General features: G+C 58.1%; 15 protein-coding genes. 12 read left to right on the top strand and 3 right to left on the bottom strand.

Translation table 11 applies throughout. The features are described from left to right. Positions 1 to 35 precede the first annotated feature (35 nt). On the bottom strand, positions 36 to 1199 hold the full coding sequence (locus tag ABJD00_RS06990) for a M20 aminoacylase family protein (RefSeq protein WP_413831388.1): 1164 nt from the start codon (positions 1197 to 1199) through the stop codon (positions 36 to 38). A gap of 63 nt (positions 1200 to 1262) precedes the next feature. Here ABJD00_RS06990 and mazG point away from each other — a divergent pair, with 63 nt between their 5' ends. The 5 genes from mazG (at position 1263) to ABJD00_RS06965 (ending at position 5477) form a co-directional block, all read left to right on the top strand. Continuing rightward, complete coding sequence (gene mazG / locus ABJD00_RS06985) at positions 1263 to 2084, top strand: nucleoside triphosphate pyrophosphohydrolase (RefSeq protein WP_413831581.1); 822 nt, start codon at positions 1263 to 1265, stop codon at positions 2082 to 2084. Positions 2085 to 2158: 74 nt separating this feature from the next. Continuing rightward, positions 2159 to 3100 carry a nucleoside hydrolase gene (locus ABJD00_RS06980; protein WP_413831386.1) on the top strand — a complete coding sequence of 314 codons (942 nt, stop codon included), beginning with the start codon at positions 2159 to 2161 and terminating at the stop codon, positions 3098 to 3100. Further along, positions 3097 to 3606, top strand: coding sequence for a GrpB family protein (locus tag ABJD00_RS06975; RefSeq protein WP_413831384.1), 510 nt, complete (start codon positions 3097 to 3099; stop codon positions 3604 to 3606). The genes ABJD00_RS06980 and ABJD00_RS06975 overlap by 4 nt, the downstream gene beginning before the upstream one ends. After that, a complete protein-coding gene (locus ABJD00_RS06970; protein ID WP_413831382.1) occupies positions 3603 to 4052 on the top strand; it encodes a GNAT family N-acetyltransferase in 450 nt (149 codons plus the stop codon). Before ABJD00_RS06975 ends, ABJD00_RS06970 begins: the two co-directional genes overlap by 4 nt. 33 nt (positions 4053 to 4085) lie before the next feature. Further along, complete coding sequence (locus ABJD00_RS06965; RefSeq protein ID WP_413831380.1) at positions 4086 to 5477, top strand: protein adenylyltransferase SelO; 1392 nt, start codon at positions 4086 to 4088, stop codon at positions 5475 to 5477. Here ABJD00_RS06965 and ABJD00_RS06960 read toward each other — a convergent pair. Then, complete coding sequence (locus tag ABJD00_RS06960) at positions 5474 to 6349, bottom strand: DMT family transporter (protein ID WP_413831378.1); 876 nt, start codon at positions 6347 to 6349, stop codon at positions 5474 to 5476. The two genes, ABJD00_RS06965 and ABJD00_RS06960, sit on opposite strands and share 4 nt — an antisense overlap. Before the next feature lie 128 nt (positions 6350 to 6477). Here ABJD00_RS06960 and ABJD00_RS06955 point away from each other — a divergent pair, with 128 nt between their 5' ends. From ABJD00_RS06955 to ABJD00_RS06945, 3 genes are all read left to right on the top strand, one after another. Beyond that, a complete protein-coding gene (locus tag ABJD00_RS06955; protein ID WP_413831376.1) occupies positions 6478 to 7338 on the top strand; it encodes a DUF533 domain-containing protein in 861 nt (286 codons plus the stop codon). 677 nt (positions 7339 to 8015) lie between these two features. Further along, positions 8016 to 8375: a hypothetical protein gene (locus ABJD00_RS06950; RefSeq protein WP_413831374.1), complete on the top strand. Its 360-nt coding sequence runs from the start codon at positions 8016 to 8018 to the stop codon at positions 8373 to 8375. 306 nt (positions 8376 to 8681) lie between these two features. Next, positions 8682 to 8936 carry a hypothetical protein gene (locus tag ABJD00_RS06945; protein WP_413831372.1) on the top strand — a complete coding sequence of 85 codons (255 nt, stop codon included), beginning with the start codon at positions 8682 to 8684 and terminating at the stop codon, positions 8934 to 8936. A gap of 151 nt (positions 8937 to 9087) precedes the next feature. Here the strand turns inward: ABJD00_RS06945 and ABJD00_RS06940 are convergent, their stop codons facing one another. Next, positions 9088 to 10356 carry a DEAD/DEAH box helicase gene (locus ABJD00_RS06940; protein ID WP_413831370.1) on the bottom strand — a complete coding sequence of 423 codons (1269 nt, stop codon included), beginning with the start codon at positions 10354 to 10356 and terminating at the stop codon, positions 9088 to 9090. 90 nt (positions 10357 to 10446) lie between these two features. Between ABJD00_RS06940 and ABJD00_RS06935 the strand changes: the two genes are divergently transcribed. From ABJD00_RS06935 to eno, 4 genes are all read left to right on the top strand, one after another. After that, the gene (locus ABJD00_RS06935; RefSeq protein WP_413831368.1) at positions 10447 to 10866 is read left to right on the top strand and encodes a Fur family transcriptional regulator; all 420 of its coding nucleotides are present in this window, start codon (positions 10447 to 10449) and stop codon (positions 10864 to 10866) included. Between the two features lie 24 nt (positions 10867 to 10890). Next, on the top strand, positions 10891 to 11583 hold the full coding sequence (locus ABJD00_RS06930) for an NYN domain-containing protein (protein WP_234423487.1): 693 nt from the start codon (positions 10891 to 10893) through the stop codon (positions 11581 to 11583). Positions 11584 to 11592: 9 nt separating this feature from the next. Continuing rightward, a complete protein-coding gene (locus tag ABJD00_RS06925) occupies positions 11593 to 12468 on the top strand; it encodes a DMT family transporter (RefSeq protein WP_413831366.1) in 876 nt (291 codons plus the stop codon). 74 nt (positions 12469 to 12542) lie between these two features. Beyond that, complete coding sequence (gene eno / locus ABJD00_RS06920) at positions 12543 to 13817, top strand: phosphopyruvate hydratase (protein WP_413831364.1); 1275 nt, start codon at positions 12543 to 12545, stop codon at positions 13815 to 13817.

Here is a 13817-nt window from a genome sequence, read left to right as displayed (position 1 = left end):
GTCTGTTTCAAAAAGCCCCGCGGGCTGAGCTCCAATCAGGTGCGTGGCTGCGCGGTTTCGACCAACCGGGCAAAAAACGACGCCCCAATAGGAGCAATCTCGTCATTGAAATTGTACATGGGGTGGTGCACGCCTGCCCCGTCGCCCTGCCCCAGCATCAGATAAGCACCAGGTCGGGCTTCGAGCATATATGAAAAATCCTCCGCCCCCATCACAGGGGTTATGGCATCATCCACACCCTCAGCACCCGCGACATCCGCTGCGACCCCGACCGCAAAGGCAGCCCTGTCCGCATCATTCACAGTGGGTGGATAACCGTACTCGATCTCAAGTACCGCCTCACAGCCGTAGCCTGCCGCAACGCCTGCCACGACCTTTTCCATTCGGCGCGCCACCATAGCCTGCACCTCTTTGTCAAAGGTGCGGATGGTGCCGTTGATATAGGCCGTCTCGGGGATCACATTGTCTGTTGTGCCGGTATGGATTTGCGTTGCCGAAATGACCAGCGTGCCTGCCGTGTTGTGATTGCGGCTAACAATGGTTTGCAGGGCCGTGACGATGCCACAGGCCGCCACCACCGGATCGACGCAATCATAGGGGCGCGCGCCGTGCCCGCCCTTGCCTGTGATGTTGATGTGGAAGGTGTCGGCGGCAGCCATTATTGGACCAGCTGTGGTATGGAATTTGCCGAAATCCTTTCCTGGCGCGTTGTGGATGGCATAGACTTCGCCGATGTCGAACTTGTCCATGATGCCCTCCTGCACCATGACCTCGCCACCGCCACCGGCCTCCTCCGCAGGTTGGAAAATCAACGCGACTTTGCCACTGAAATTGCGCGTCTCAGCAAGATAAGTCGCGGCGCCCAAAAGCATCGCGGTATGCCCGTCATGGCCACAGGCATGCATCTGACCGGGATGGGTTGAAGCGTATTCAACCCCCGTCTCTTCCGTGATCGGCAAGGCATCAAAATCTGCGCGCAAGCCGATCGTCGGACCGTCACCAACCCCTTCAATGATCGCAACAATACCTGTCTGCGCAATCCCATCATGGATCGCATCCACTCCGATTTCTTCCAGCCGTTCCTTGATAAAGGCTGACGTCTTTGGGCAGTCAAAAGACAACTCGGGGATCGTGTGCAGATGCTGGCGCCACGCGGCCATTTCGGGGCCAAGATCGCCAATGCGGTTGATGATTGCCATGGGTGGACTCCTCGCCGACAGATGCGTCACATGTCAGCAAACGCGAAACCCGAAAGGCTTGCAATGGCTCAGGACCTGATTAACGATCAAACTGCCGGGATCGAGCGGCTTTTGGAGATTATGCGCCGCCTTCGTGACCCAGAAACAGGCTGCCCTTGGGATATCGAACAGACGTTTCAGACAATTGCGCCCTACACCATCGAAGAAGCTTATGAGGTGGCAGACGCCATTGAGCGGCAGGATTGGCCCGAATTAGAGGGAGAATTGGGCGATTTGCTGCTGCAATCGATCTATCACACTGCCATTGGCGAAGAGGCCGGGCATTTTTCGTTTCAGTCCGTCGTGACCAACATCTCTGACAAGATGGTTGCGCGTCACCCGCACGTGTTTGGCGACGAAAGCCGGGAAAAATCCGCCGATCAGCAAACCCGTGACTGGGAGGCGATCAAGGCCACCGAGCGCGCGGGAAAAGCACAAAAAGGCACACTGGACGGGATCGCGATGAACCTTCCTGCCCTCCTGCGCGCCCTCAAGCTGCAAAAGCGCGCCGCTCGGGTCGGGTTTGACTGGCCCGACACGTCTCACGTTCTTGACAAGATCGTTGAAGAGGCGGGCGAATTGGTTGAGGCGCGCGATACCATGGATCACGAAGACATGGTGGACGAAATGGGCGATCTGCTGTTCGTGATGGCGAACCTCGCCCGTCACCTCAACATCGACCCCGAAGAAGCGCTTCGGCGGACCAACGCCAAGTTCACCCGCCGCTTCGGCGCGGTCGAGGCGGCACTTGCCGCACGTGGAAAACGGCCCGAAGACAGCAACCTTGAGGAAATGGACGCGCTTTGGGATGAGGTAAAAGCGCGCGAAAAAGCTGCCAACAGCTAACGGCGCTGGGTGCAGTAATCTGGACAAGCCAGACTAAATCCCGCACAGGATCAACAAAAAAGCAGGAGACAAACGTGGCCCCCCGTAAAATCATCATCGACACTGATCCCGGTCAGGATGACGCCGTCGCTATCCTCCTTGCTCTGGCGAGCCCAGAAGAGATTGAGGTGGTCGGCATTACCTCTGTCGCAGGCAACGTACCACTCGCGTTGACAACAAAAAATGCCCTTATGATCTGTGAGTTGGCGGGCAAAGCCGATGTACCGGTCCATGCAGGGTGCGACCGGCCGATGGGACGCGAACTGGTCACAGCCGAATACGTACATGGCGCGACCGGCATGGATGGCCCCAACCTGCCAGACCCCACAATGCCGCTTCAAGAGCAGCATGGCGTCGACTTCATCATCGACACTCTGCGCAGCAATCCTCCCGGGACGATTACGCTTTGTCCCCTTGGTCCGCTGACCAATATCGCCACCGCTTTGGAAAAGGCACCAGACATTGCGGAACGTGTGCACCAAATCGTTCTGATGGGAGGCGCCTATTTCGAGGTGGGCAATGTAACCCCAGCGGCGGAGTTCAACATCTACGTCGATCCACAAGCTGCAGAAATTGTGTTTAAATCCGGCATCGATATCGTTGTCATGCCTCTGGATGTGACCCACAAGGCGCTGGTGACCAAGGAACGCAACGCGGCCTTCCGCGCACTCGGCAACGCTGCGGGCACCGCTGTGGCCCAAATGACCGACTTTTTCGAACGCTTTGATCGTGAAAAATACGGCAGCCCTGGTGCGCCTTTGCATGACCCTTGTGTCACCGTATATTTGATTCGACCCGAACTGTTTTCGGGCCGCCACGTGAATGTAGAAATCGAGACAACCTCTGAACTCACCATCGGCATGACGGTTGCGGACTGGTGGGGCGTGACGGATCGCAAACCCAATGCGACATTCATGGGCTCAGTGGATGCGGACGGGTTTTTCACACTGCTGACCGAACGGCTGGCCCGGTTGTGAGCCTGCTGGTGCCCTATGACGGCACCTGGCCGACCCAGGCCAATGACGAAATGCAGCGCTGGCATGACACCGTTAAGGGGCTGATAACCGTGCATCACATCGGATCAACCTCGGTGCACGGTCTGCCGGCCAAGCCCATTCTGGATCTTCTGCCTGTCTTTACCGATGAGGCTGCCGCTGATGCAAGCCGCGGCGCGATCGAGGAAATGGGATATGAATGGATGGGAGCCTTTGGCCTCGACGGGCGGCGCTATTGCCGTCGCATTGATCCGGCCACTGGCGAGCGGCGGGTTCATGCCCATGCTTACGTGCAGGGGCACGCAGATATCCGCCGTCACCTGGCCTTTCGTGATGCGCTGCGCGCCAACGCCTCCTTGCGCGCGGCCTATGCCTCTGTCAAAGGCGCCTGTGCGGCGCGCCACCCGGACGGCGGTGCGGAATATGGAACATGTAAATCCACGTGGATCGCCAAGACCGAAGCCCGCGCATTGGAGCGTTATTTATGAGTGCCGCCCTCACCCTCGCCAACCCTGATCACTTTGATCGCCTGTTGCCACTGGTGGCGGCCTTCCACGACGAGGCGGGAATAGAAACATCAGAACAACAGCGCGCCGATGGCATTACGCCCTTGTTGGAAGGTAGCCCACATGGTGCCGCCTATCTTATCGGGCCACCCCGCGCGCCGATTGGCTATATCGTTGTGTCCTTTGGCTGGTCGCTTGAATTTGGCGGCATGGACGGGTTTGTCGACGAACTGTTTATCCGTCCGGGCGTGCGCGGGCGCGGTGTCGCCAGCGAAGTTCTAATCGCCCTGCCCCGCGCACTGGCTGACGTGGGCCTCAAGGCGCTGCATCTGGAGGTCGGCGAAGAGAACGCCGGTGCACAGCGTTTGTATACCCGCGCCGGGTTCGGTCTGCGGACCGGGTATCACCTGATGACACGCACCTTCTAGGCAAGGCTGGCGATCCGCCCTATGTGAAGAGGCATGAGCCTGCATATCCCCTTTGATAATTCTTACGCCGCCCTGCCGGATGCCTTTTACACCCGGCTGGACCCAACGCCTGTGTCCAAACCTCAGATGTTGGCTTGGAATGACGCCCTTGCAAGCGATCTCGGGATCGCCGGTTCGGATGCAGCAGTCTTTGCTGGAAACACTGTGCCCAAGGGTGCGGCACCGCTGGCTCAGCTTTATGCGGGGCACCAGTTTGGCAATTACAATCCGCAACTCGGGGATGGACGTGCAATTCTGTTGGGTGAGGTGATCGACCAAGCTGGCACCCGCCGGGACATCCAACTGAAAGGCTCCGGGCCGACGCCTTATTCGCGTATGGGTGACGGGCGCGCATGGCTCGGCCCAGTCCTGCGCGAATATGTGGTGAGCGAGGCAATGCATGCCATGGGCATCCCCACCAGCCGCGCATTGGCTGCCGTCGCCACAGGCGATCCGGTCTACCGCGAACAAGGCGCTTTGCCGGGCGCGGTGTTGACCCGTGTCGCCGCAAGCCACCTGCGTGTCGGCACATTTCAGATCTTTGCCCATCGCGGTCACATCGACGAATTGCGCACCCTCGCGGACTACGCCATTGCGCGCCACTGGCCGGACGCCGACGGTCCCATGGGCTTGCTGTCAGCAGTCTGCGCGGCGCAAGCCGAACTGATTGCGGCATGGATGTCTGTTGGTTTTATCCACGGGGTGATGAACACCGACAATTGCACCATCTCAGGTGAAACCATCGACTATGGCCCCTGCGCCTTTATGGACGCCTACACCGAGGGGCGCGTGTTCTCTTCTATCGACCAGATGGGCCGCTACGCTTATGGCAACCAACCGCGCATAGCGGTGTGGAACATGGCGCAACTGGCCACGGCCCTCATTCAACTGTTTGAGGACAAGGATCAGGCGGTCGAGGACGCCACGGCCATCGTGCACGCCATGCCCAATCAGTGGCAGGCCGCCTGGCTGCGCCGATTTGGGGCAAAGATTGGGTTAAATAACCCCACTGCCGACGACCAACCCTTGATCGAAGAATTACTTGCTTTGATGCAGACTGATGGCGCGGACTTTACAAATACTTTCGCCGCGCTTGGCACGGACAGCGCGCGGGATCAATTCAGCGATCGCGACGCCTTTGATACGTGGGCGCTCCGCTGGCAGGCGACGAACCCGGACATTGATCTAATGGCACGCACCAACCCGCAGGTCATTCCGCGCAATCACCGGATCGAGGCGATGATCGAGGCCGCCGTGGCTGGGGATATGGGTCCGTTCGAACGGTTGACCAAAGCACTCGCAACTCCGTTCCGAGCCACAGACCCAGACCTGCACCGCCCGCCAAACACAGACGAAATCGTACCGGCGACGTTCTGCGGCACTTAACGACGGTTGATCAGCACAAGTCCTGCAGCGACCAATCCGAGGGCCGCCCAGATGTTCAGCCCGATCTGTTCACCTAGGATCAACCATCCCAACAACACCGAAAAAACCGGTGAGAGAAAGCTGAACGACGCCACGCCAGAGGCTGGATATATCTTGAGCAGCCAGAACCAGAACAAAAACCCAAAGCTCGCGATTGCGATGATTTGATAGACAAGACCAGCCACATGCAGAGGCTGCAAATCGCGCACCAAGTCACCGAAAAACAGTGAAGCCACTAGCAAAAGGGGCGCCGAGATCAACAACTGCCATAGCAGTTGCTGAGCGGCGGGCACCGTACTCAGCGGCGTAATGCGCACGCACAACGCAATACCTGCCCAACACATGCCCGCACCAATCGCGAGCAAATCCCCTGTCAGGCTGGCCTGCCCGCCACCACGGTCAGACATGGCCAAAATAACTCCACCCATGGCAAGCGCCATGCCAAGGATACGCAGCGCTGACAACCGCTCGCCGGGTAACAATACGTGACTGGCCAGCGCCAGCCAGATCGGCATTGCGTAAAACAAGATCGAAGTGCGCGATACAGTTGTGAGGTCCAGCGCATTGAAAAGGAACGTAAATTCGATTGCGAACAAACAGCCTGCAATGACTGCGCCCATATGGGCAGGCTTTGGCAGGCTTAACGGAATCCCGCGCGCCCGCATCCAAATCACCAGCACCACCCCTGCCCCAGCTGATCGCAGCGCAGCCATGAACACAGGCTGAAATCCACCATTGGATACCTTTATCACCACCTGATTGAGCGCAAGATTGAGCGCAAAGGCGGTCAGGGCCACGGCACCTATCAGATCAATGTGGGACTTGCGGTTCATAGCGCGCACTTGGCCCGGTCTTTGTCAGCGATGTCAATTGCCCCAAAACATTCCCCGCTGACGAGGCGCGATTTTGTGCAAAGGTTTGTCAGGACGATTCTTTGCATTGATTAAAGGGAGAAAACCAAATGAGCTTGATGAAGACACTGGCCAAAGTGGCCATTGGTGTGGCGGTCGCTAAAGGCGCCAGTTCGATGATGAAAAGCCGAAGCGGTGCTCAGACAGCTGGGGCTGATGCTGGCCTTGGTGGCTTGCTGGGCGGCCTAGCAGGCGGAGCCCCGGGCGGCGGCGCAGGTTTGCAAGACATGCTCGGCGGCCTGATGGGCGGTACACAGGGAGGCGCCGGGGCTGCCGGATTACAAGACATGCTCGGAGGCCTCATGGGGGGCGCACAAGGCGGTAAAGGTGGACTTGGCGGCTTGCTGGAAAACCTCGGCGGCGCGGGTGGTTCCGGCGGAGGTTTGCAAGACATGCTGGGTGGTCTTGCCGGCAGCGCTGGTGCTGGAGGCTTGTTTGGCGCGCTGAGTGGCGCCGTCGCGCAACGCCCGGCAAGTAACAACGCCAGCTTTGGCGAGGTCCTGAACTCAGCCTTTGATCAGACACCACAGGAAGAAATCGAACCCTCCGCAGATCAGGAGGCCGCTGCCGCCCTGATGTTACGTGCAATGATCCAAGCCGCGAAATCCGACGGCAAGCTGGATGACGGCGAGCAGGAAAAACTGATGGGCCAACTAGGTGGGGATGTAGACGCTGAAGAAGCCGCATTTCTACGCGCCGAGATGCAGCGCCCGGTGGACGTCGATGCTCTGACCGCCGAGGTGCCAAAAGGAATGGGCCCGCAGGTCTATGCGATGTCACTGTTGGCCATCGATCTGGATAGTCAGGCCGAAGCGCAATACCTGCATTCACTGGCTCAAGGACTGGGCATGGATGCAGGCACGGTGAACGATGTGCATGCGCAACTTGGGGTGCCGTCGCTTTATACCTGACGATCGCAGGGTCGTCCGCGAACACTGAGTGATTGGGGGCGGGCCAAGCACCGCCCCTTGTCTTTGTAGTAACGTGACCGTGCGCCCGGTGCCAGTTTTGTAGGGCAGTGGTTGAGACCTCGAAGAGTCGGATCACGCAACGCTTGCTGCCCGTGGAGTGACGTTTTTGCGATTCGAGGGGTTAATGCCATAAAAGACGGGGCTTTGGGCCATGCAAACCCTGTGCACTTTTTGCCAAAATGGCGTGGCTAACGCGGCGTGCGATTCTGTTTGTTCAGAAAGGGTGAATGGCGGCTTGGAGGACAGAACCGCCGTTCACTTCTGCGCTAGCGACAGCTGCTTCCGGCCAAGAGCGCCCGCGAAGCCGTCTCAGTCATCGAATTCAGCTAAGAAGGAATCCAAAAAAATTTCCGCTAAAAACCCGATCCCACTCAATTCGCTCACCGGTACGCTTTCCATCAGGCAAAGCGGAACAGGTCGACGTCACATGGCCCTCTCGCTTCGCAACTTCCTATCCGGATATTGTGGCTTTGGTCATCGGCGTTTTTGAGAGCGGGCTGGCCACGCTGGGAGCGCACTTCTCAGAATAAATCGCCATTGTTCAAGGCCGACCTATTGCCTACCAGTTGGCAGACTAAAATCCGTTTACGAATGCCACGCCTCTGCAAGGAGAACGCATGTACACCAGCTACAAAAACCGCATCTTCGGCGTGGTGTGCGCGTGCTTGACGGCCACAAGCGCACCAGCGCTTACCTGCACACACAATGACGGTCACCGGTCCGCGCTTTTCTCCTTTGATGAGACAAGCGCATCATTGGAAATCCTTCTTGGCGACGCCGTGGTCGCAACTGCAGCGTTTCAATGTGGCTCGGCCGCCTGCACCTATTCCCAAGACCTGGGTGCGCGGGGTGGACCGCTGCACCATGCCTTGCGATACTTCGAGGCGCGTTCAGAGGTGATCTACGCTGTTAGCCACGAAGACTTCCCTGCCCGCAGCGCTATTCAGATTTATCCGGTGGTTTGCAAGGCGCCCTGACCAGATGCTAGCGCGCCTTAAAGGCCCAGCGTTGTGCGCGACGTCGTAAAAGTGCAAAGCCGCCCAAGCGGGCCCTTTTCTCACCACGCCAACACTTCGCATGCGCACCGGGCATAACGACGCACCTAGCTGCCCCATTCGTGAGAGTTGGGTGTCAAACAATTTGCCAAACAGGCACAATTAAATCCAGCACCTGCGTTTGGCCAGAAATCCAAGGCAATTGACCGAAGAACAAATGCGGCCGCGAATTCTATGTCCCAACTTATTGAGCGAGATACCCAACAGCCAATCATTATAGGAATAGACATGTTAGACCTTTTCAATCGCAGACCGTCCGACAAAGTCCAAGCCTTAGGTTCCTTGTTCGGCTCAGAACAAATACTGGAAGACGAGGCGCGACAGCAGGAGTGGGCGACTTCTGGTATGTCTGAAAGCCAGAAGAAAATAGTTCAAAACTTGGTAGTCACTAGCGAAATAAGTGTTACGAGGGCGGCAAAACTGGTTCGAAATAACCCTGGCAAAAACCTTGGCCAACTCATCGACATCGCGTGGGGTTGGTGAACTGGGTCATATGCCAAAGGTGTCGGCCGCCATTCGAAACGTGGATAACGCTGTTGAGTAGGTTGGACTCTGAGCATTTGTTCGCTGCGATTTGCATGAACGCCTTCAAAGGGCTCATACCCGCCCTTCGGGGACAGAACCGAACCGGCTCTTACGTCTTTGGTTTGGGTTTGCGCCGCCGCCGGTTGCCCGGTTTCGCGCCCCCCGGTGCGCCACCAGGGCGTCCACCACCGCCTGAACGACCGCGACCACGACCCCGGCCACCTGATGGCTTTTTGGCAGCCGGATCATCCATCGGTTCCCATGGGCGGCCAGAGGCGATCGGAATGGCGGTTTTCAAAACCTTCTGGATGTCCTTCAGTTGGTCCATCTCGTCCGGTGCGCAAAACGCAATCGCCGCCCCGTCCTTGCCCGCACGGGCGGTGCGTCCGATCCGATGCACATAAGCTTCGGGTACATTGGGCAGGTCAAAGTTGTAGACGTGTTTCACATCAGGGATATCAAGGCCCCGTGCAGCCACATCTGTGGCCACCAGCACTTTGACCTCGCTGGCCTTGAACGCAGCCAGTGCGCGGTCGCGCTGCCCCTGACGTTTGTCGCCATGAATGGCCGCTACAGCAAAGCCCTTCTTTTCCAACGCGCGCGCCAGCCTGTCGGCCCCGTGCTTGGTGCGGGTAAAGACCAGTGCGCGTTCTTCTTTGTGTTCGGACATCAGTTCGACCAGCAGCGCGGTCTTTTCGGCCTTGGCAATAAAGTGGATGGCCTGTGTCACCTTGTCGGCAGCCTTGCCAGGAGGAGAAACTTCGACCCGGATCGGACTGCGCAGGTAGGATCCCGCGATTTCTGCCATCTGTTTTGGCATCGTGGCCGAGAATAGCATGGTCTGGCGGTCTTCGCCCATCATCGACGCGATTTTGCGAAGATCGTGGACAAAGCCCAGATCAAGCATCTGGTCGGCCTCGTCCAGCACCAGAAATCCGGTCTGGTCCAACCGAACGGCGCGGCGATCCACCAGATCGAGCAAGCGTCCGGGGGTTGCGACCAGAATGTCGACACCTTTGGACAAGCGTTGGATCTGCGGGTTGATAGATACTCCACCCACGACAATCTGCACTTTCATGTCCGTCAGGTTGCGCAACACGGTCGCGATCTGCCCCGCTAACTCGCGCGTCGGCGCAAGGATCAGGCCACGCGCCGTTTTCGGGGCGGCACGCGCACCTTCTTCCATCAACCGCGCAATTAGCGGGATGCCAAATGCGGCGGTTTTACCGGTGCCGGTCTGGGCTAGCCCCATCACATCTCGCCCATTCATCGCATGCGGGATCGCCTGGGCCTGAATGGGGGTCGGGTCCGTCAGACCCATCTCTGCGACACGGGCGCGCAATACGTCCGGCAGGTTCATCATGTCAAAATCGCTCATGGCCCCCCTTGGACCCATCCCCGGATGGCGTCAACCGCAATCGGGGATAGCGAATTGTGCAAGCGGCAATCCTTCGCTACACCAAGGCTCATGAGCGCCAAACGTCCCACCATAACCCAACGTAGCGAAGCCAATGGTCTGCGCATGACCCACCCGCGCCGGGTGATTGCCGAAGTGTTGGAATCCTCTGACGACCATCCGGACGTCGAAGAGCTTTATAATCGCGCCAGCGCCGTGGATTCCGGCATCTCGATCGCCACGGTCTATCGTACGGTCAAGCTGTTTGAAGAGGCGGGTATTCTGGACAAGCTGGAATTTGGCGACGGGCGCGCGCGCTACGAAGATGCTGAGCGTGAGCACCACGATCACCTGATCGACATGAACTCGGGTGAAGTGATCGAGTTTGTGGATGCCGAGATCGAAGCTCTGCAAGAAAACATCGCCCAGAAACTGGGATATGAACTGCGCGGCCACCGCCTTGAGCTTTATGGCGTGCCGAAAAAGCGCTGAGTGCGCCCGACCGAAGGAAAACCTGTGAGCGACCGAAACCGCCCTCTGCTGGCTGTATTGATTGATGCCGACAATGTGCCTGCCAAGTTCGCTGACGCGATCCTGCGCGAAGTGACATCAATTGGCGAACCTGCCCTGCGCCGCGTGTATGGTGACTGGACCTCGGGACGACTGAACGCTTGGTCAGCCCGCATTCTGGAACTAGGGCTGGTCGCCCATCAGGATACGTCTAACACCACGGGCAAGAATGCCAGCGACATTGGCCTCGTGATCGACGCCATGGACATCCTGCACGGGCGGCGCTTTGACGGATTTGTCATCGTCTCGTCAGACAGTGATTTCACGGCCCTTGCCAACCGCCTGCGAGAAGACGGGCTGACCGTGATCGGCATCGGTGAGGCCAAGGCGCCCGAAGCGCTGCGCAATGTCTGCAACCGTTTTATCCTCATTGAAAACCTTCTTGACGAACCTCAGGCGACAACCAGTCGCGAAGCCCCCAAGTCCGCCCTGCCCCTGATAGAGGCCGCCATGGACAAGATCGACCAGGACGATGATTGGTATGCGTTGGGTCAGATTGGTCAAGCCATTCAGAACGCGCATCCCGATTTTGATACGCGCACTTATGGACATCGAAAACTGTCAGCTCTTGTGGACTCGCTCAAAGGGGTAGAGACGCGCAAGCAGGGCAATCAGTTGATGCTCCGGTTGGCGCAGTAAAGGCAGAACATGGACAATTTGCGCGGCGCAGCGATCATGGTGCTGGCCATGCTTGGTTTTGCGATAGAAGACGCTTTGATCAAGCTGCTGTCCGACGCTTTGCCTGTTGGTCAAATCATCGGCTTGCTTGGGATCGGCGGGGCCACTGTCTTTGCTGTTCTGTGTCGTGTGCAGCGCCAGTCTCTTTGGCAGGCGAACTTTTTGGCGCGCCCCGTGCTTTTGCGAAATCTGGCCGAATTGCTGGGCACTTTGGGCTTTGTCACCGCCCTTGCGCTGATCCCTTTGTCGACTGCCTCGGCCATTTTACAAGCCGCCCCCTTGCTCGTAACGCTTGGGGCCGCTGTGTTTTTTCGTGAACCAGTGGGCTGGCGGCGCTGGGGCGCGATCCTGGTCGGGTTTGGTGGTGTGTTGATGATCATTCGGCCTGGCACTGAAGGGTTTGACTGGCTGTCGCTTTTTGCCGTGCTTGGTGTGCTGGGACTGGCGGTTCGGGATCTCGCTACGCGACGAGTGACCTTTGCAATCAGTTCGATGCAATTGAGCTTTCTCGCGTTTCTGACGCTCATCCCTGCCTCAGTCATCCTGCTCACCTTTGGTGGGGTCGCTCCGGTCATGCCAAATGGGCTGCAATCCGGACTTCTTGGTGCCGCCGTCCTGATTGGGGCCATCAGCTATTTTGCGATCACTTACGCCATGCGAATTGGCGACATTGGGTTCGTCACGCCCTTTCGCTATTCACGTATGGTCTTTGCATTGATCATCGCCATGGCGCTGTTTGGTGAGAACCCGGACGCGCTGACCCTGATTGGGGCGGCGATTATCGTTGCTTCCGGCCTGTATACCCTATGGCGCGAACAGGTGTTAAAATCACAGGCCAGCGCCTGACCCCCCTTTTGCTAGCGCTCACATCGCGCTAGACGCTAATCAAATTTACGCCAACCCTCCCGGAGACGTCATCCATGAGCACCATCATCGACATTTACGCCCGCGAAATCCTCGACAGCCGGGGCAACCCCACTGTCGAAGTCGACGTTACCCTCGAAGACGGCACAATGGGCCGCGCAGCTGTCCCGTCGGGTGCCTCTACCGGTGCGCATGAAGCGGTGGAAAAGCGCGACGGCGACAAAAGCCGCTACATGGGCAAAGGCGTGCTTGAGGCGGTCGCTGCCGTAAACGGCGAGATCGCAGAGGCACTGGTGGGGATTGACGCCACCGAACAGGTCGAGATCGACCACGTCATGATCGAATTGGACGGCACACCGAACAAGGCGCGACTGGGCGCAAACGCCATTCTTGGCGTCTCGCTGGCCGTGGCCAAGGCCGCTGCGGACTACACACAGCAGCCGCTGTTCCGCTATGTTGGCGGCACATCCGCCCGCGTTTTGCCCGTGCCGATGATGAACATCATCAACGGCGGCGAACACGCTGATAACCCCATCGACATTCAGGAATTCATGATCATGCCGGTGGCTGCGGACAATATCCGCGAGGCCATTCGCATGGGATCAGAAGTATTCCACACACTGAAAAAAGAACTGACTGCGGCCGGATATGCGACCGGCATCGGAGATGAAGGTGGCTTTGCTCCAGCAATCAACTCCACCCGCGACGCGCTTGATTTCATTATGAAATCAATTAAAAAGGCCGGGTATACACCGGGTGAGGAAATCTACCTCGCGCTCGATTGCGCTGCCACTGAATACTACAAAGACGGCGCCTACGTCATGGCCGGCGAAGGAAAGACACTGACCTCGGCAGAAAACGCGGCCTACCTTGCAGCACTGGCGGACGACTACCCAATCATCTCGATTGAGGATGGTATGGGCGAAGACGACTGGGATGGTTGGAAGCTGTTGACGGACACCATCGGTGATCGCGTGCAGTTGGTCGGGGATGATCTTTTTGTCACCAATCCAGAGCGTCTGGCGACAGGCATCGAAAAAGGTTCTGCCAACTCCATGTTGGTAAAAGTCAACCAGATCGGTACGTTGACCGAAACTCTTAAAGCAGTCGACATGGCGCACCGCGCCCGGTTTACCAATGTAATGAGCCACCGTTCCGGTGAAACGGAAGATGCGACCATCGCCGATCTCGCCGTCGCAACCAACTGTGGGCAAATCAAAACTGGATCGCTGTCGCGTTCGGACCGTTTGGCCAAGTACAATCAGTTGATCCGGATCGAAGAGACGCTGGGCGAAAGCGCGGAATATGCAGGCCGCTCGATCCTGAAGTAA

The organism is Tateyamaria sp., from assembly GCF_039945315.1.
In the GTDB taxonomy this organism is placed as follows: domain Bacteria; phylum Pseudomonadota; class Alphaproteobacteria; order Rhodobacterales; family Rhodobacteraceae; genus Tateyamaria.
The sequence above is the reverse complement of the archived record's forward strand: the minus strand, read 5'-3'. Positions and strand labels throughout refer to the sequence as shown.